Here is an 18,633-nt window from a genome sequence, read left to right as displayed (position 1 = left end):
CCATCACCGTTGTCGGTAAGCACACCGTCAGTGCCGCTGTACGTCACCGTATCAACAGATAGGTTATCACCATCGATGTCGCTCGCACCTGCCAGCAGCTGCTCATCGGTAATGATGATAACGCCGTCTTCATTCATTGAGAAAGCTTGGTCTTCTACCTCGGCAGCATCATTTACCGCGGTCACATCGACATTAAAACTCATCGAGTCAGTAGTCGTATCTGTGGTAGGTAGATCATCAGCGTCTATCTGACCATCAGCATTGTTATCACTTGAAACATTTACCTCAAAAGTCTCACTGTTGGTCGCAGTGCTTGCATCTGTTGATGAGGCGCCATCAGATATTTCAGTTTCGCTATTTGCACTTGATGGTGTTGCTGCAGACGCAGTTGCTGACGAAGATGGCGCACCTGAACTAGTTGAAGCACCTTCAGCCCCACCGATACTTTGGGCGCCTGAAGATACAGCCTCTTCAGGGGCTGCATTAGCTGCCCCTTCGGCCGCAGAGCTACTAGCTGCTTCCGTATCAGCATCTGAGGTTGAGCTTTCAACAGCTGATGATTGAGAATCTGTTGAACTAGGGGCTGCAGAAGAAGCCTCGGCATTGGCGGCCTCTGCATCATCAGTTTGAGAGTCATCTGTTGATGATTCTGAGCCGCCTGAAGGAGCCAAGCTTTCTTCTGCCGTTTGTATGTCTACCGATGATGTCGCAGTCGCAACAGTATTGGTGACTGTTGATTGATTATTCTCAGCCTTAGATGATGAAACCGTCGAGTCTTCTGTGTTTACTTGTTCAACAGCATCATTAAGAGCATCATTTTCAGGATTATTAGACAGGTTATCATTTGACATAAAAAGGCCTATTTATAAAATAATTAATTGAATTTAAAAGCACGGAATCCCCAAGAGAACTGGGCAGTTCTCTTGTTCATTTAATAAATTTTTTGAATCATTTTCGGAAGGCCAATCAAACCCTAGTTTTTATTCACACCTATGTTAAAACTCAACATAACTATGCCTTTAGATTTAAACTAGCCTGTATAATTAACGGTAGTCTATAGTTTTGAGTTTGTGTATAAAAAACACACTTTTTTGATCTAGATCAATAAAACAACAAATCAACATGCCAAGTTGACAGGTTGACAGGTTGACAGAGGAAGAGTATTCGAGGGGGTTGCCCAAATAGCGGCTAAATAAATAACGTTACTAGATTAAATGAAGCTATAAGTAGATTTAATATCAACTCAAATTAAAAGTAATATCCAAGAATAATATAAAAAGGCTAAGCCCCTTTATTAGTATTTTTAAAACTATTCATATGACGAATTATTAATATTGATGTGTAGCGCTTCAACAATAAATAGCTCAAAGCTGAATTTAACTATTACACTTCAACCAATACTAACCCCGACAATAGTCTGCTAATGCCAAACAATAATGACTCAATCGTAAAGCCTTAAGTGAATGAGAGAAGTTTAAGAATGGAAGCGAAAAGGATTAAAATGGCAAATGATCAGCTGATATTCCTCCATTAACAGCTAAGAATTAAGTTTTTCTCAGTAATTACCATTGCAGCATAGTTATGTCGCGATTTAGTTAAAGCGACAGCCAAATAACAAAAAAGGACTCATTAGAGTCCTTTCAACAATCTTGCTCAGCTACATTTAACCAAGGAAGTTTAACCAAGCTAGCTTAACAGCTAACTAAACCTAGCTACGTAGGCCGATGCCACGTGAAATAAGGTAGTATGCTACAAACCATAGCGAGGCACAAAAGCCTACCATAATGGCAATTGATAACGGCACACTGATATCAGCAAAGCCTAAAAAGCCGTAGCGGAACACGTTTATCATATATACCACAGGGTTTAGCGCTGACACGCCTTGCCAAAAATCAGGTAGTAATGACAGCGAGTAAAACACCCCACCAAGATAAGTCAGTGGCGTTAAAATGAAAGTGGGGATAATGCTAATGTCATCAAAGCTTTTGGCAAATACCGCGTTAATTAACCCGCCTAACGCAAATAACACCGAGGTTAAAAACACCGTCATAATCACTAAGCCAACATGATGCAGGCTTAAATCAACAAAGAACATTGCCACCAAGGTCACAATCAAGCCGACACTTAACCCACGGGCGACGCCGCCGCCAACAAAACCGGCAATCATCACATAATGCGGCACAGGTGCCACCATTAACTCTTCAATACTGCCGTGCATTTTGGCACTAAAAAAGGACGAGGCCACATTAGAATAGGAGTTGGTGATAACCGACATCATGATTAAACCTGGTGCGATAAACTCCATGTACGATACGCCGCCCATTTCACCAATACGGTTGCCAATTAAGTTACCAAAAATCAAAAAGTACAAGGTCATGGTAATGGCTGGCGGCACTAAGGTTTGTACCCAAATACGGGTAAAACGATTGGTTTCTTTAATTAAAATACTTTTAAAGGCAATCCAATAAAGCTTGTTCATTATTTTGAGTCCTTAGTTTTTTTAACTAACTCGACAAATAGCTCTTCAAGGCGATTCGCCTTGTTACGCATTGATAGCACTTCAATATTTAACTGGCTTAATTGGCCGAACAAATCATTGAGATTGTTGGCTTTTGCCAAATCTACTTCCAGCGTATGACCATCGACCAAACGGCAACTCATATTATTTAGGCTTGGCGCAGCTTCAATATCGCGGCGTAAATCTAAAATGAAGGTTTCCACATCCAGTTTACTGAGTAGGCTTTTCATGCTGGTGCATTCAACCAATAAGCCTTTATCGATAATGCCGATATTGCGGCACAGCATTTCAGCTTCTTCAAGGTAATGGGTGGTCAAAATAATGGTCACGCCTTGGGCGTTAATTTGCTTTAAGAACTCCCACATCGAGCGGCGAAGCTCAATATCTACCCCTGCTGTTGGTTCATCAAGGATCAACAATTGTGGCTCATGCATTAACGCACGAGCAATCATTAAACGGCGCTTCATGCCGCCTGATAACGCTCGTGCTTGGCTACCACGCTTTTCCCATAAATCTAACTGGCTTAAATACTTTTGTGCACGCTGCAATGCCACTGCGCGGGTCACGCCATAGTAACCGGCTTGGTTAACTACAATTTGCAGCACGGTTTCAAACTGATTGAAGTTAAATTCTTGCGGCACTAAACCAATGCACATTTTGGCGCGCTCTAAGTTGTTGTCGATATCATAATCGAACACTTTAACGCTGCCTGATGTCTTTTGCACTAATGAGCTAATCACGCCAATAGTCGTCGATTTACCCGCACCATTGGGGCCTAATAGCGCAAAAAAATCGCCCTGCTCTACGGTTAAGCTAAGGCCTTTAACCGCTTGAACACCGCTCTTATAGGTTTTTTGCAGGTTTTCGATCACCAACGCTTTGGTGGGGTTGCTCATTGTGATACCTCTGGTTCATGAATTGCGAATGACGTGCTGTTAATTACACTGTCTTAATTACATGATCTTAATGACCTAATGTAAATGATTAACACGCAAAATTTTCTGACGCCCAAAACAAAACTCCCGCCTATAGCGGGAGTTGGTCGACCACAGATTGGATTAATCTAATGGTACAACTTTAGCAATGTAAGGTAAGTTACGATATTGCTCTGCGTAGTCAATACCATAGCCGACGATGAACTCATCAGGAATGGTAAAACCAATAAAGTCGACTGGTACATTAACTTCACGACGCTCAGGCTTATCGAGTAATGTACATAATGCTAAGCTTTTAGGCTCGCGCAGTAATAACATCTCACGTACTTTATTTAAGGTATTACCTGAATCAATTAAATCTTCAACAATCAATACGTCACGTCCGGCAATCTCAGATGATACATCTTTAAGGATCTTCACGTCACGTGTGCTTGTCATTGCATTGCCATAACTTGAAACTGACATGAAGTCGATTTCAACATGGCCTTTGATACGGCGACATAAGTCAGCCATAAAAACCACAGACCCTTTCAATAAGCCGACCATTAGCAAACGTTCGCTGTCTGCGTAATGGGTATTAATCCTTTCAGCTAATATATCCAGTTTTTCGCTGATTTCTTCTGCAGAAATCATCACTTCTGTTGTGTGTTTCATATTACTCTCAATTGTCGATTTTTTCGGACTTGTCGTTGGCATATCCCCAACGATTTGTCAGCCCGTGCTCTATGCCCAAATGATCTAGAATTCGGGAAACCATGAAGTTTACCAGATCTTCTATCGATTTGGGATAATGATAAAAGCCTGGTGCCGCTGGCATGATGGTCGCACCGTTGCGAGTCAGGCTTAACATATGCTCTAAGTGTATGGCACTAAAAGGAGTTTCCCGAGGAACAAGGATTAATTGACCGCGCTCTTTTATTACTACATCTGCCGCTCTTTCTAACAAATTATTACTCATTCCGGTGGCAATCGCCGCTAAAGTGCCTGTTGAGCAGGGGCAAACCACCATTTGCTTTGGCGCCGCACTGCCAGATGCCGGTGGCGAAAACCATTCATCTTTGCCCAAAACCACCAGCTCACCAGCAGCATTTTTATCCATCTTAAAATGGGCTAATAACTGCTGACAGGCTTTTTCTGAGTTTGCGCTCAGTTGCAAACCTTCTTCAGTGGCAAGCACCACTCTGGCAGCACTTGAGATCATCAAAAACACTTGGTAATCGGCGGTCAGTAAGCACTGCAGTAACTTTAAACCATAGGGCGCACCAGAAGCGCCAGTCCACGCGAGACTAATGGCCTTTTCTTTTTTTGCGTACGGGTGGTTCGAATTACTCATATGTTCTCTTTTAATCAAGCTTTACCGCTTATACGGCCAAAACCGACTTATTGATGACTATTAACCTAATCTAACCTTATCTAAAAGGTTATTTTAGGGCATTTATCAATTGTTGATGGATACCATGAAAGCCGCCATTACTCATAATCACCACGGTATCACCACTTTGTGCTTGAGCTTTAACTTGAGCAATAATGGCGTCGATATCCGTAAACACGGCAACAGGAATACTGGCGCTAGCCATATTGGCTTTTAAATCCCAGCCGACATTGTCCGCTTGATACAAAAAGGCGCAATCCGCTAAGGCCATAGATGCTGCTAAAGTGTCTTTATGTACGCCGCTTTTCATGGTGTTTGAGCGCGGCTCGAGCACCACGATTAATTTACCTGTAGCTAAATCGCCCTCGCCCACTTTGGCGCGCAGGCCTTGTAAAGTCGTTTCAATGGCCGTTGGATGATGCGCAAAGTCATCATAAACCGCAATGCCATTAACGGTATCTAATAGCTCTAAACGACGTTTTGGCGGCGCAAATTGGCTCAAGGCTTCAATAGCATGACTTGGCGCTACGCCAACATGCCTTGCTGCTGCGATGGCCATTATGGCATTTTCAATATTGTGCTGACCGATTAAGCCCCAGTTTAATATGCCTTGGGACTCGCCATTAAACTTCACTTCAAACTCATGACCGTCTGCAGCAATGGTTTTACCATACCAGCCTGTGGCGCTATGCTCAGTGGCATAAAAATGCTCTTGCTCGCTCCAACAACCTAATTCAATCACTTGTTTTACCGCCTCTACTTCAGCAGGCCAAATGACTTTACCTTCACTGGGAACCGTGCGGATAACATGATTAAATTGGCGCTGAATAGCAGCCAGATCGGCAAATATGTCGGCATGATCAAACTCAAGATTATTAACCACTAAAGTACGCGGGCGGTAATGCACAAACTTAGAGCGTTTATCGAAAAAGGCACTGTCATATTCATCGGCCTCAACCACAAAAAAAGGCGAGTTACCTAAACGGGCTGACACGCCAAAGTTTTGCGGTACGCCACCAATTAAAAAGCCCGGCTCATAGCCGCAATATTCTAATACCCACGCCAACATACTGGAGGTTGAGGTTTTACCATGGGTGCCTGATACCGCCAGTACCCAGCGTTCTGGCAAGATATATTCTGATAAAAACTGCGGCCCTGAGGTGTATTTAATGCCACGGTTTAATACTGCTTCAACACAAGGGTTTCCGCGGCTCATAGCATTACCAATGACCACTAAATCTGGCTGATTTTCACCTTCTTTACCCAGCTGCACAGGGTCGAAGCCTTGAATAAGCTCAATACCTTGCTGTTCTAGCTGGGTGCTCATAGGTGGATACACATTGGCATCACTACCGGTGACTTTGTGTCCCATACCGCGGGCTAATAACGCTAAACCGCCCATAAAAGTGCCACAAATTCCAAGAATATGTACGTGCATGCCGTTGCTCTACTTAAAAAATAATCAGGGGGCTATTCTAATGCAAATAGGGGGTTAATGTCAGTTATCGCTGCTAACAAAACAGGCAAGCATAAATGCTTGCCTGTTTTAAGGGGCTATCCATAAGCTTGGCTTAGATTACTGCTTAAGCCTTGGTTGTAGTTTTAAGTATTCGTTTTAGCTTGCAGCAGCGCGGTTAACTTATCTATCTTATCGTGCAGCTGCTGAATATCTTCCGCGGTTGCCGCTGTTTTTGACTCAACGTTTTTATCATCGTTGGCTTCTTGCTCTTCACGCATTATTTTGGTTTCTTCGCCCATCACATCTAGCACTGCGCCCACCATCATGTTTAAAAACACAAAAGTCGTTAAGAAAATAAACGTCAAGTAATACAGCCAACTTAGTGGATACACTGCCATGGTTTCGTACATGATCGAGGTCCATGACTCGAACGTAGAAATACGGAACAATGTCAGCATCGCAATAGACACATCGCCCCATAAAAAGTCATTCACATGGGCAAAAAACATGCTACCAATCGCGCCATAAATATAGAAGATTACAAACATTAATAATGCAATATAACCCATGCGTGGAATGGCTTTAAGCAGCGCATTAATCAACATTCTCAGCTCTGGCACCATAGACACCAGTCGTAACACCCTGAAAATACGTAATAGTCGCGCCAGTAATATGGTGGAGCCACCCAATGGTACTAAACTGCCAATCACAATAATGGTGTCGAAGATATTCCAGCCCTTGGAGAAGAAGGACTTAATACCATCACTGGCCATGTAGCGAATAATGAGCTCAAACAAAAAGAACACTGTAATGGCAATATCCAACACATATAAGCTGTTTTCAAGCCAAGTAGGCAAATGATAGGTGTGAGCACCAATAGATAATGCCGACACAATAATCACAAAAATAACAAATCCCTGGAAGGTTTTGCTTTGGTCAATTTTTTTTAGTACTGAGAGCATACCTGTTGCTTGCATAATGAATGGTTTTCTCCAAATGAGGCGCACTTTTGAGGACAGCAGAGCCTACTGAACCATGCTTAAATTAGAATTAAAAGCTTCAGCTATCACTAATATTACAGTTAATAAAATACTTAGGTTGGCAACTAGCCTTGATAAATCTCTAGCGGTAAATCATCAGGATCGCTAAAGAAAGTGAACTTCTTGCCAGTGTATTCATCGATTCGAATAGGCTCGACATCGACATTGTGTGAGGTTAAATGCGCCACGACCGCATCAATATCGGTGACCTTAAAGGCTAAATGACGCAGTCCTTGAGCCTCAGGATAACTGGGGCGTATAGGCGAGTTTGGAATAGAAAACAGCTCAATCTGACTGCCATCTGCCAGCTGTAAATCAAGCTTGTAAGATTGGCGATCTTCACGGTAGTTTTCTGCCAACACCTTAAAGCCTAAAACTTCAGTGTAGAAGTGTTTTGAGCGCGGATAATCTTCACAAATGATCGCCACATGATGAATACCTTTAAACATAGCCTTTCCTATTCAGTTAGTGATATTAGCAACTGCTGTAAGTCAGCTTAACGGCCTTTTTTAGACTGCGCTAAGGCTTTTTGGCGGGCTTGTTGCTTAAGGGATCCCTTTTTCGTTTTACGGGTCACGGGGGCAACTTGGGTTAAATCGGGCTCAAACCCTTGCAGCCATTGCTGTGGTAAACGTCTATCTAAAAAGGCTTCCAGTTTTATTAATTGCGGCTCATCATCAACACTTAACAAAGTAATGGCTTGGCCTGCTTTGCCAGCGCGGCCTGTACGACCAATGCGGTGAATGTAGTCTTCGTTTTGAAACGGCAGCTCAATGTTCACCACATAGTTTAGCTCATTAATATCTAGCCCTCTGGCAGCAACATCGGTGGCCACCAGCGCTTTAATGTCACCCGATTTAAACTGCGCTAACACGCTCTCACGCATTGTTTGCGAAAGATCTGCATGAAATGCCACAGCATTAACCCCCGCTTGTTTCATTTGCGCAGCTGCTTTATCCGCCCCTTGCTTGGTGCGGCTAAAGATTAACGCTTGTTGCCAACTTTCTTTGTTAATCAAGTGACACAATGCGGGCATTTTTTTATTCGCATCAAGGTTATACACCCACTCAACAATTTTGGCCGCTGTCGTATTGCGCTCGCTGGTTTCAATCACTTGAGGCGATTGCAGCAGTCGCTTACTGAACTTAAAAATTCGCTCATCTAACGTTGCTGAAAACAATAAGGTTTGGCGCTCTTTTGGCAGGCGCTTTAATACCTCGATAATTTCATCTCTAAAGCCCATGTCTAACATGCGGTCGGCTTCATCAAATACCAACTGGCTGATGTTTGATAATGTCATCACTCGATTACGTAAGTGATCTAATAACCTGCCCGGCGTAGCAACAATAATATCTGCCCCCGCTTTAATGGCATCAGCCTGCGCTTTAATACTCACGCCGCCATACACCATTAGCGAGCTAATTTGAGTGTGCTCGGCATAGGTTTGAATGCTTTGGTTTACTTGTTGGGCCAACTCACGTGTTGGCACCAATATTAACGCGCGAGTGCGTTCTTGATGCTCACAAGGCGATGTATTAACGAGTTTTTGTATTATCGGCAATGCAAAGGCTGCGGTTTTACCCGTACCCGTTTGCGCCCCAGCTAATACGTCTTTTCCGGCAAGCACCACTGGAATTGCTTGTTGCTGGATCGGTGTAGGTTGCTCGTAACCTAAACGGGCTAAATGCTCAACTAACTCAGCTTGCAGCGATAACGAAGAAAAAGACATAAACACTCCTAAAAACAGATACCCCAAAGTTTACCATGCTGGTTATTTTCTCAATAGGAAGAGTTTTGTCATTACCATCAGCTTGATGATGTCATTTGTAGGCTATTAATTAGTGCATACAACTGCTAAGACATAAAAGCGAAACATTTCGATCACAAAAGTATCAACTTTGCGTAAGGCCTTGTTCATATAACCGCTCTATGCTTTTCAAGTTTCCAAGGGTTGAGCCACGAATTGCAGCCTACCCCACCCAACTCGTCAATAGGATAGACAACATAATGAATAAGACCTGGAAAGCATCATATGGTGTGCTTGCTTTAGTCATTTCAAGTGCCCTAAATGCTGAAGTGCTACCGACATACCAAACTGAAAATGCTTGGTTTACTGATGCACAAAGCGCAATCGATGCAAAACTGAATACCAATAATCAATTCAAAGCTAAAAACGTGATCATTTTTGTCGGTGATGGCATGGGCGTTTCTACCCTAACGGCATCACGCATTCTTCAAGGGCAATTGGCAGGAAACCCTGGTGAAGAAGGCTACTTAAGCTTTGAAACATTCCCCCACACTGCTTTAGTCAAAACCTACAACGTTGATGCGCAAACCCCAGATTCTGCAGGCACCATGACAGCAATGATGTCGGGTCTTAAAAGTGATGCTGGTGTATTAGGTGTTGATGAAGACATCGTGCGCGGCGACTGCTCAACCGTTGCTGGTAACGAAGTAGTCACAGCGCTTGAGCTTGCTGAAATTAAAGGTTTAGCAACGGGTATTGTCTCAACTGCGCGCATTACCCACGCGACACCCGCTGCAACCTATGCAAAATCTGCCGACCGCAACTGGGAAGATATCTCAGACATGCCAGAAGATGCGGTAACTGGCGGCTGTAAAGATATTGCCGATCAACTAGTGAATTTTGAAGCTAATGTCGAAGCCCGTTTTAAAGGTGTTGATATTGATGGTATCGACGTGGTTATGGGCGGCGGTCGTCGTCACTTTTTACCAAAGGATGCTAGCTTTAACAGCGCAGATGCCGTGAGTGAGATTGAAGGCGATCGCACTGATTCACGAGATTTAACCGCTGAGTGGCAAGCAAAATACAGCGAAGGTGTTTATGTAATGGATCAAGCAGGATTTGATGCCATTGATACCGAAAACACCAAGCAGCTGATGGGGTTATTTAACGAATCTCATATGCAGTATGAAGCTGACCGTGACAATGATGTAGCAGGTGAGCCATCAATTGCACAAATGACCAGCAAAGCTATCGATATTCTAGATAATAACGATAACGGTTTCTTCTTAATGGTTGAATCAGGCCGTATTGACCACGGTCATCACGCAGGTAGCGCTTATAACGCGTTAACCGATGCCATTGCATTGTCTGATGCCGTTAAAGAAGCGGTCGCAAAAACTGACCCAAGCGAAACACTGATTCTGGTTACCGCTGACCACGGTCACGTGTTCACCATTGCCGGTTACCCAAAACGCGGCAACCCTATCTTAGGTAAAGTTGTTGGTATCGGTAGCACTGAACCTTCAACAGCATCTGATGGCCTACCTTACACCACTTTAGGTTACACCAACGGTAATGGCTTCCACGATTTAGGTGATGAAACCGATGCTGACGCAGGTTACGGCGAAGACGTTAACGCGGGTCGTCAAGACCTAACCAATATTGATACAACGACTTCTGGTTTCCACCAGGAAGCCTTAATTCCAATGAGCTCAGAAACCCACTCAGGTGAAGACATCACTTTGCATGCACAAGGTCCAGGCGCACAACTGGTACAAGGCGTTGTTGAGCAAAGCGTGGTATTTCACCTTATTGAGCAATCTCTCGACTTAATTCAGCAATAAGCAGGAATGAACATGAAAAACTTAAATCTATCCCTAGTCGCCCTTGCTGTAATGGGTCTATCTGCTTGTTCAGACGGTGATGATGGTTCAAACGGTGCCGATGGTTCGAACGGTTCAAATGGTTCAACGAGCCTTATCGTGCAAACAGCTTTAGCCATTGGCGATGCAAACTGTCCTAACAGCGGCGTGCAAATTGACTCAGGTATTGATACCGACAGCGATGGTGAATTGCAAAGCACTGAAGTCACAGCCACTGAATACGTCTGTGCTCCTGGTAATTCAACCGTTAGCACCAGCGACATATTAACCAGCGTTAACAACGATTGGTTTGTAGCAGGTCAGCAAGAAATCACCGCAGCACGCCAAAATTGGCTTGCTGCCACAACGCCAAGTATGGCTACAACGAGCAGCGCTAAAACATCAGTACCATCTGTTGCGGCAACTAATGCTAGCGCCTTAAACGAATTACGTGGCAGTGCTAAAAACGTGATTTTATTTGTCGGTGACGGCATGGGCATTTCAACGGTGACAGCAGCGCGTATTTTAGAAGGCCAAATGCAAGGTAAAAACGGTGAAGAGCATAACCTTTCATTCGATACCTTCCCATTTGCAGGCTTAGCTAAAACCTACAACGTTGATGCACAAACCCCTGACTCAGCAGGCACTATGACTGCAATGATGAGCGGCGTTAAATCTGACGCTGGTGTCTTAGGTGTTGATGAACATGTTGAGCGCGGCGACTGTAGCACTGTTGCGGGCACAGAGTTAATTACCGCATTAGAACTGGCTGAGATCGCGGGTAAATCTACAGGGGTTATCTCAACGGCGCGTATTACTCATGCAACGCCAGCGGCGACCTACGCAAAGTCAGCTGATCGCAACTGGGAAGATATTTCCGACATGCCAGAAGATGCGGTATCCGGTGGTTGTAAAGATATTGCTGACCAATTAGTCAACTTCGAAGCCAACCTAGAAGCGCGTATTAGCGGTATTGATGTTGATGGTATCGACGTGGTAATGGGCGGCGGTCGTCGTCACTTTTTACCTAAAGATGCTGCTTATAACTCAGCAGATGCCGTCAGTTCAATTGAAGGTGACCGCACCGATGGTCGTGACTTAACTGCAGAATGGCAAGCCACTTATGCAGACGGTGTTTATGTGATGGATCAAGCAGGTTTTGATGCCATTGATGCAGCTAGCACGACTCGTGTAATGGGCTTATTTAACGAGTCTCATATGCAGTATGAAGCTGACCGCACTAATGATGTTGCGGGCGAGCCATCGGTTGCAGAAATGACCGCTAAAGCCATTGATATCCTTGATAACAATGATGAAGGTTTCTTCTTAACCGTTGAGTCTGGTCGTATCGACCACGGCCATCACGCAGGCAGTGCATACAACGCCCTAACGGACACAATTGCATTTTCTGATGCGATTGCCAAAGCCGTTGAAATGACCGATATGTCAGATACGTTAATCATTGTCACCGCCGATCATGGCCACGTATTTACCATTGCTGGTTACCCTAAACGCGGTAATCCAATCTTAGGTAAAGTGGTTGGCATTGGTAGCGAAGAACCATCAACTGCGGCAGATGGCATGCCATACACCACACTGGGTTACACCAATGGTCGCGGCTATAAAAACCTCGGCACTGAAACCGATGCCGATGCTGGATACGGTGAAGATATTACTGCAGGTCGTTTTGACCTAACCGATATCGACACTGCTTCAACAGGTTTTCACCAGGAGTCTTTAGTGCCGACTAGCTCTGAAACCCATGCGGGTGAAGATGTCGGTATTTATGCTTACGGCCCAGGGGCAATGTTAGTTAACGGCACCAATGAACAGAGTGTGATTTATCACATCATGGACTTTGCCGCCGACTTAACCAACAAAGCGAACGCAGCAATAGCGAACTAAACCGTTCGCTTACAAGCGAACGAGTCTAAAAGCCAAGGCTGCAACCTAATTGCAGCCTTGGTTTAATTGATTATTTTAGCCTTAACCTTTTTATATCGACATGCATCACTATCAGCAATGTCATAGGAGTTCCCGTGAAGTTACCTCTGCCTTTATCAATCATGTTTTCAAGTCTGCTTATCACTTTATCCGCTGCAAGTTACGCCCAATGCGACTTATCCTCGTCAAGCTTACAGGCAAGTTATCAACTCACCTCCACTGATAGTCCAGTCAGCCAACACCAGAATAAAAGCAGCCTTAATTTATGGCGCCAAGGCAATACCGTGGCGCATCAATACCCGCAAACTGATATCACTGAATCATGGTTTTTGCTCAATAATAAGCAAATCAAACCCACCCGTTTTTTTGATGGCTATCAACGCGGTATTGAATACCAACCAGGCGAAGTGGTTCACGGCAAGTCTGAACACGACTGGTCATATCGTTATCAATTTATCTCTGACAAGCTTATTTCACAGTTAACACTTAGCACCGAAACAGGCAAAGGCTGTGAGCGTCAGCAAGTGCTCACTCAAACCTCTGCAAACAGTAAAATTGAGCTAGTTTGGTTACCTGAACTACAACTTATCAGCCGCTTTAGTTGGACAAAAGGCCAAGGACAACATCAAACACATGAGCAATGGCAGCTCACTGAACTCAGCCATGATGCAGATAAAGTCGCTGCTTTTTTCAAACAGCTTAATCATTACAAAATGACCGATTACGCCGATATTGGTGATGACCATAGCGATGAGTTTTTAACGAACATGGTAACTTTGGGGTTTGTTGAGCACGGCGCATCTGGGTTTTATGACACCGAAGGCAAAGCGCTTGCAGGTAATGGGCATGCTCATTAAGCATTGAGCATTGAGGGCAGTAGAAGTAATCCAATAAAAATGCCGACTTTCTGATTAAGCTACACAGTATTAGTTACTGTGTGCCTAGGGTCTGTTGATCTTTCACGGTTGTTTTTGCAGCGAATTGTTGGCCATTTATACAAGGCAGAGGCTTTGCAGTGTAGTTATTCTACATAATAAGCCGATAACGAAGTAAAAATGGCCAACAAACGCTGTCCGAAGGATTCGGCTAAAAACGAATTACGCTTTGTGGAGTGAATTTTTTGCAAACAAAGAGCGCTTAGATTGCTAGGCTGCACTCCACTCGCCGCGCTTAATTCGTTTTTATCTCGAACAAAATGCCACCAGCAAAGATCAACAGACCCTAGAGAATACTCGGCAACTTTCAGTTTATTCGCATTTGAACGAATTAATAACTTAACGTTAGCTGTTAAAATAGCTGTTAAAAATAGCCGTTAAAATTAAAAGCTACGCTCTGTGGTTTCACCATTAATCACAATAACCTCTTGCTCATCGGCATGGAGGAAAAAAGCCGGATCATCTTCTGGGGTATTTGGCAGTTCAGGGTCATCATTTTGCGCAACACAGGTATAACCTAAGCTGTAGTTATTGGCGACCACAAAACCAAACTCATAGTCATAACTTACAACATCATCGTTTGCATCCAAAACAGGATTAACTCTGGCTGCAGCAATAGGCGCTACCATGATGAACTGACTTTCGCTATCACGAAAATCATCCATATTTTCAAGGGCTGTCGCTTCAGGGTATAAATACACTGCTGAGCTAAACTCAGAGCCACCAGCGGCCATTTCACATTGCTCCATCACCTCAGTAGAAACACTACCAGCAATGGCGCCAACCTCTGCGCTATTAACGAGCTGCACCGAGGTCGGCTTCAAGGTCCAGTAATCTTTATTACCCTTAGGGCCCTGTAAACCTTTTTGTAAATTAAACTCAGCCACAAAGCTATTGTTACCCGCTGCTATGGTGAATGCTTTATTAAAGAACAAGCGACCAGTATTGTCATCTTCAGCGCCAACCCCGCCACAACTGCCATTGCTGTTAGTGGTTAAACCGGCAATGGCTTCATCCATCGTCTGTACGTAAGAGCTTTCTTCATTGACCACTTCACTGTTTTCCATGTAAATACACATTTGGTATTCACCAACAACCACATCTTGGCCGCTCACTAAGGTTTCAACCTCTGAGCCTTGAAATTCTAATAAATCGACTTGCTTTAATTCGCCGTCTTCTGACACGTCAAATGAGATACTGCCAGCATCATTTTTTAACACCACTTGCTTAAACGCTATGGTGACTTTTTTTGCATCAGCAGGATTATCTGACACCCCTAAATTAAAGGTTCCGGTTTCAATGACCGGAGTAGAGTTATCACTATCACTTCCGCCACAGGCCGTTAATAATCCAGCCGTTGCGATAAGAAATGCTATTTTTGAAAGTTTCATTGGTTATCGACCTTTATCATTACAACCTAAGGTTGAAGTGTAGCATAGAAAGTCACAGCACAGCTCGACGAAAGCACAGTCGTATCAATACCTACGCCCAAATAACACTTAGGTCATGACAATGTTAATGTCCTGCCGTGCTTGGTCCATAACCACCAAACTTGGTAGCAAAATAGCCAATAATCCAACCCGCGATTAATCCATCGGCAACAAACCAAAATGGCGATTGCAATGCACCGCCCAGACCGAATATGGCGAAGTGGTTCATAGTAAATCCGCAAGCAAGAGTGATATCGACTTCAGTTTATTCCTTACAAGCTCATCTGGCATGATGATAATGTGTCTAACCGCCTAACTTTATTTTAAACCGTGGATATTACCTAAATATTCATTTTCAATATTTGTAGATAACTCCCATACACTTGCTTATGAAGATTGAAATAAAACCAGTGCATTATTGGTTTCAAATGACTACCTTTAATAAGTACAAACATAAACGATGTTTGCCATCGATTGGAGACCGAAATGGATAAAGCACTGCAAACCATGATTGCTAATATGCCAGAAAAAACAGGCAAGTCATTACCAGAGTGGCTCGATATACTTGCAAAGCAGAACATTGAAAAGCATGGAATGGCAGTAAAATATTTGAAAGCTGAACATGATGTTAGCCATGGGTTTGCCAATACCATCGTCACCTTATCAAAACAAAAAGACGAATCAGCTGATGAGTTAGTCACTCAACAATATCAAGGCAAAGAAGCCCTGACGCCAATCTATGATGTGCTTATTGCTATTGTGAGCGGCTTTGGCCAAGACGTAGTGATAACCCCTAAAAAAGCGACAGTGAGTATCATTAGGAAAAAACAATTTGCCCTGATTAAACCTGCGACCAAAACCCGTATCGACCTAGGGTTAAAAATCAAAGACACACAACCTCAAGGTTGCCTTGAAGATTCTGGGCCTTTTGGTGCAATGTGTAGCCATCGCATACAATTAAAAGATATTGCGGATGTGAATGATGAAGTAAAGCAATGGTTGCTTTTAGCATACGATCAATCTGTTTAATAGCAGTGATACAGGTTAGCTGCTTAAACTGAATTCATGAGTTAAGAATTTCAGTTAGGCAGCCAAACCAACCCATTAAGCTCGATAAAAGCCTTTCATTACCTTCCCGCCGTACTTGGACCATAACCACCAAACTTGGTAGCAAAATAGCCAATAATCCAACCCGCGATTAATCCATCAGCAACAAACCAAAACGGTGATTGTAATGCACCGCCAAGACCAAATATAGCCACCATTAAGGCTTGAATTTGATCATAGGCCACAAAGGTAAACACCAGATTCATCCAGCCGCCCATTATGGTTGCGGTTAGCCACCAAGGCATGGCTATTTTTAACACCGGATGATAATCAAATACCCCAGCAAGCCCAATAATGGCGCCAAAAGTGATATACCACAGCAGTAATCCCCACAAAAACAATAAACTGGTTTCTGGGGCAAGCCATGGCACTATCCAAAAGCACAATACCCCAAAGGCTAAACCGATAAGCTTGCCCACGGCGGTGCGGGTGACTAAAGAAGGGTTAGAAATCATAATGACCTCCATACTATTTGAATGAGTCAGGTAAATCACCTGACTGATTTAGCCACGGCGATTAAGGACTGCCATTAGCGGATCACAACAGCGATCATTCACAGCCAAGATTGTTGTAAATACCTCCATATTAGCCCTGCCAGTTAACCCTCAATGTGATCTAGGATAATCAATGCTTAGTTTAATACTTAATAATTAGCCAAGGCGAAACAGCAATAAGGCTCGCTCATTGTCAGTGCTTTTATTAGTTTGACCATCATCAAGCTGAGCATCATGAATAAAGCCATTGCTGATAAGCACTTTAATAGAACCCAAATTATCTTGGGTCACTTCGGCAAATATTGGCCTTTGAGTTTGCTCCGCTAAAAAGACTCTTAAGGCATTAGTACCGATGCCCTGACCCCAATAGTCTCTCCCAAGCCAATATCCCAATAGCCATTGCTGCTCACTTTGCCATAAAACCACACTGCCAACGATATCGTTATCAACAATTATCGCTTTGGCTGTTATATCAGCATGACTCAAAATATTGCTCTGCCAATGTTCAAAAAAGGCATTACGGTCTCTCGCCGGAAAATCGGCCATCTCATTAGCCTGTGGATCGGCTTGAAACTGATATAAATGTTCTAAATCGGTGGCTAATACATTCCTAAGCTGTAAGTGCATGCTTCCCTCTCATCTTTCATTCCATTAATTGCATTTCGACGCGCTCTTTTATCAGTATGCTTATGCAAAATTGCCAAAAATTGATAAACTGTCTGGCTTAAACCTAACCTTTCTTCAGATTAATCTCTACTCACAGGAAAACCATAGTGACCGATTCATCAATGCGCCTTAATAAATACATCAGTGAAAGTGGCATATGTTCAAGACGTGATGCCGACCGTTTTATTGAGCAAGGCAACGTGTTTATTAACGGTAAGCGTGCACAGGTCGGCGACCAAGTTAGCTTTGGTGATAAAGTAAAAGTAAACGGTCAAGATATTGAGCCAAGAGATGCTGAAGATTTAGTCTTTATCGCCCTTAATAAACCCGTGGGCATTGTCAGTACCACCGAAGGCACCGAACGCGATAACATCGTCGATTTCGTCAATCACTCAACCCGCATATTCCCTATTGGTCGTTTAGATAAAGACTCCCAAGGTTTAATCTTTTTAACCAATAATGGTGACTTAGTTAATAAAATCCTCCGCGCGGGTAATAACCACGATAAAGAATACGTGGTCACGGTGAATAAACCCATTACCGATAGCTTTATCAAAGGCATGGGCGCTGGGGTACCGATATTAGGGGTAGTCACGAAAAAGTGTAAGGTTGAACAAGTATCACCGTACGCTTTTAAAATCGTATTAGTTCAAGGTCTTAACCGCCAAATTCGTAGAATGTGTGAACATTTTGGCTTTGAAGTCACCAAGCTTGAACGCCAACAAATCATGAACGTCAGCCTCAAAGGTCTGCCAATCGGTGAATGGCGTGATTTAGATAAGCAAGAGCTAGATGTATTGTTTGAGATGATTAAAGACTCATCATCAGAAGACAAAAAAGCCCCTAAGAAAAAGTCTCAGCCTAAAGTTAAAACCGTAGCTCGTGAAAAAATTGAAGGCCCAGAGCACTTTATGCAGCACAACCGCAGCACCAAGCATAAAGGCCAAGCAAAAGGTGGCGGTAAAGGCCAAACTAAAGGTCAAGCTAAGGGAGCAGGTAAAGGCGGCAAAGGTAAGCCAAGTGGTGGCCGCAAGCCAAAGCGCTAACAGCTAGACAAACAATAAAAAAACCAGCATTTCTGCTGGTTTTTTTATTGGATAGTCATAAACCTTTAAATCGTCATA

18 protein-coding genes are annotated in these 18,633 nt (G+C 43.5%); 5 read left to right on the top strand and 13 right to left on the bottom strand.

Features of this window, described 5'->3' with window-relative positions; translation table 11 throughout:
* The 9 genes from BCU94_RS06660 to BCU94_RS06620 form a co-directional block, all read right to left on the bottom strand.
* Nucleotides 1-851, bottom strand: an 851-nt coding sequence (locus BCU94_RS06660) for a cadherin-like domain-containing protein (RefSeq protein WP_198590858.1), incomplete at its 3' end; no start/stop codon positions are given.
* 857 nt (nucleotides 852-1,708) lie between these two features.
* The gene (locus BCU94_RS06655) at nucleotides 1,709-2,479 is read right to left on the bottom strand and encodes an ABC transporter permease (RefSeq protein ID WP_102440268.1); all 771 of its coding nucleotides are present in this window, start codon (nucleotides 2,477-2,479) and stop codon (nucleotides 1,709-1,711) included.
* The gene (locus BCU94_RS06650) at nucleotides 2,479-3,414 is read right to left on the bottom strand and encodes an ABC transporter ATP-binding protein (RefSeq protein ID WP_102475936.1); all 936 of its coding nucleotides are present in this window, start codon (nucleotides 3,412-3,414) and stop codon (nucleotides 2,479-2,481) included. Before BCU94_RS06650 ends, BCU94_RS06655 begins: the two co-directional genes overlap by 1 nt.
* A 162-nt stretch (nucleotides 3,415-3,576) precedes the next feature.
* Nucleotides 3,577-4,107, bottom strand: a complete 531-nt coding sequence (hpt, locus tag BCU94_RS06645) for a hypoxanthine phosphoribosyltransferase (protein ID WP_102440266.1) — start codon at nucleotides 4,105-4,107, stop codon at nucleotides 3,577-3,579.
* Between the two features lie 7 nt (nucleotides 4,108-4,114).
* Nucleotides 4,115-4,786 carry a flavin prenyltransferase UbiX gene (locus tag BCU94_RS06640; RefSeq protein ID WP_102475935.1) on the bottom strand — a complete coding sequence of 224 codons (672 nt, stop codon included), beginning with the start codon at nucleotides 4,784-4,786 and terminating at the stop codon, nucleotides 4,115-4,117.
* 88 nt (nucleotides 4,787-4,874) lie between these two features.
* Complete coding sequence (mpl, locus tag BCU94_RS06635) at nucleotides 4,875-6,263, bottom strand: UDP-N-acetylmuramate:L-alanyl-gamma-D-glutamyl-meso-diaminopimelate ligase (protein ID WP_102440264.1); 1,389 nt, start codon at nucleotides 6,261-6,263, stop codon at nucleotides 4,875-4,877.
* Between the two features lie 164 nt (nucleotides 6,264-6,427).
* On the bottom strand, nucleotides 6,428-7,246 hold the full coding sequence (locus BCU94_RS06630; protein ID WP_198589978.1) for an ion transporter: 819 nt from the start codon (nucleotides 7,244-7,246) through the stop codon (nucleotides 6,428-6,430).
* Nucleotides 7,247-7,389: 143 nt separating this feature from the next.
* Nucleotides 7,390-7,773 (bottom strand): VOC family protein, encoded by a 384-nt coding sequence (locus BCU94_RS06625; protein WP_102475934.1) that lies wholly within the window; start codon nucleotides 7,771-7,773, stop codon nucleotides 7,390-7,392.
* Nucleotides 7,774-7,820: 47 nt separating this feature from the next.
* Complete coding sequence (locus BCU94_RS06620; RefSeq protein WP_102475933.1) at nucleotides 7,821-9,053, bottom strand: DEAD/DEAH box helicase; 1,233 nt, start codon at nucleotides 9,051-9,053, stop codon at nucleotides 7,821-7,823.
* A 278-nt stretch (nucleotides 9,054-9,331) separates the two neighbouring features.
* Here BCU94_RS06620 and BCU94_RS06615 point away from each other — a divergent pair, with 278 nt between their 5' ends.
* The 3 genes from BCU94_RS06615 to BCU94_RS06605 all read left to right on the top strand — a co-directional run bounded on the left by BCU94_RS06615 (nucleotide 9,332) and on the right by BCU94_RS06605 (nucleotide 13,734).
* Nucleotides 9,332-10,915: an alkaline phosphatase gene (locus tag BCU94_RS06615; RefSeq protein ID WP_102440260.1), complete on the top strand. Its 1,584-nt coding sequence runs from the start codon at nucleotides 9,332-9,334 to the stop codon at nucleotides 10,913-10,915.
* A 12-nt stretch (nucleotides 10,916-10,927) separates the two neighbouring features.
* Entirely contained in the window at nucleotides 10,928-12,838 is a 1,911-nt protein-coding gene (locus BCU94_RS06610; protein ID WP_102475932.1) for an alkaline phosphatase, read from the top strand.
* A gap of 134 nt (nucleotides 12,839-12,972) precedes the next feature.
* Nucleotides 12,973-13,734 (top strand): hypothetical protein, encoded by a 762-nt coding sequence (locus BCU94_RS06605; protein WP_241904964.1) that lies wholly within the window; start codon nucleotides 12,973-12,975, stop codon nucleotides 13,732-13,734.
* A gap of 461 nt (nucleotides 13,735-14,195) precedes the next feature.
* Here the strand turns inward: BCU94_RS06605 and BCU94_RS06595 are convergent, their stop codons facing one another.
* Both BCU94_RS06595 and BCU94_RS19570 read right to left on the bottom strand, forming a co-directional pair.
* Complete coding sequence (locus tag BCU94_RS06595; protein WP_102475931.1) at nucleotides 14,196-15,203, bottom strand: DUF4382 domain-containing protein; 1,008 nt, start codon at nucleotides 15,201-15,203, stop codon at nucleotides 14,196-14,198.
* 124 nt (nucleotides 15,204-15,327) lie between these two features.
* Nucleotides 15,328-15,471 (bottom strand): hypothetical protein, encoded by a 144-nt coding sequence (locus BCU94_RS19570; RefSeq protein ID WP_157936457.1) that lies wholly within the window; start codon nucleotides 15,469-15,471, stop codon nucleotides 15,328-15,330.
* Nucleotides 15,472-15,728: 257 nt separating this feature from the next.
* Here BCU94_RS19570 and BCU94_RS06590 point away from each other — a divergent pair, with 257 nt between their 5' ends.
* Complete coding sequence (locus BCU94_RS06590; protein WP_102440257.1) at nucleotides 15,729-16,271, top strand: DUF4287 domain-containing protein; 543 nt, start codon at nucleotides 15,729-15,731, stop codon at nucleotides 16,269-16,271.
* A gap of 98 nt (nucleotides 16,272-16,369) precedes the next feature.
* Here the strand turns inward: BCU94_RS06590 and BCU94_RS06585 are convergent, their stop codons facing one another.
* A complete protein-coding gene (locus BCU94_RS06585; RefSeq protein ID WP_241901105.1) occupies nucleotides 16,370-16,804 on the bottom strand; it encodes a hypothetical protein in 435 nt (144 codons plus the stop codon).
* Between the two features lie 195 nt (nucleotides 16,805-16,999).
* Nucleotides 17,000-17,470, bottom strand: a complete 471-nt coding sequence (locus tag BCU94_RS06580) for a GNAT family N-acetyltransferase (protein WP_102475929.1) — start codon at nucleotides 17,468-17,470, stop codon at nucleotides 17,000-17,002.
* Between the two features lie 146 nt (nucleotides 17,471-17,616).
* On the opposite strand from BCU94_RS06580, the gene rluF reads away from it, so the two are divergent.
* The gene (rluF, locus tag BCU94_RS06575) at nucleotides 17,617-18,555 is read left to right on the top strand and encodes a 23S rRNA pseudouridine(2604) synthase RluF (RefSeq protein ID WP_241903584.1); all 939 of its coding nucleotides are present in this window, start codon (nucleotides 17,617-17,619) and stop codon (nucleotides 18,553-18,555) included.
* Nucleotides 18,556-18,633 lie beyond the last annotated feature (78 nt).

Origin of the sequence: Shewanella sp. 10N.286.52.C2 (assembly GCF_002874545.1) — a bacterium.
Classification (GTDB): domain Bacteria; phylum Pseudomonadota; class Gammaproteobacteria; order Enterobacterales; family Shewanellaceae; genus Shewanella.
Note: the sequence above shows the minus strand (reverse complement) of the source record. Positions and strands in the feature narration are given on the sequence as shown.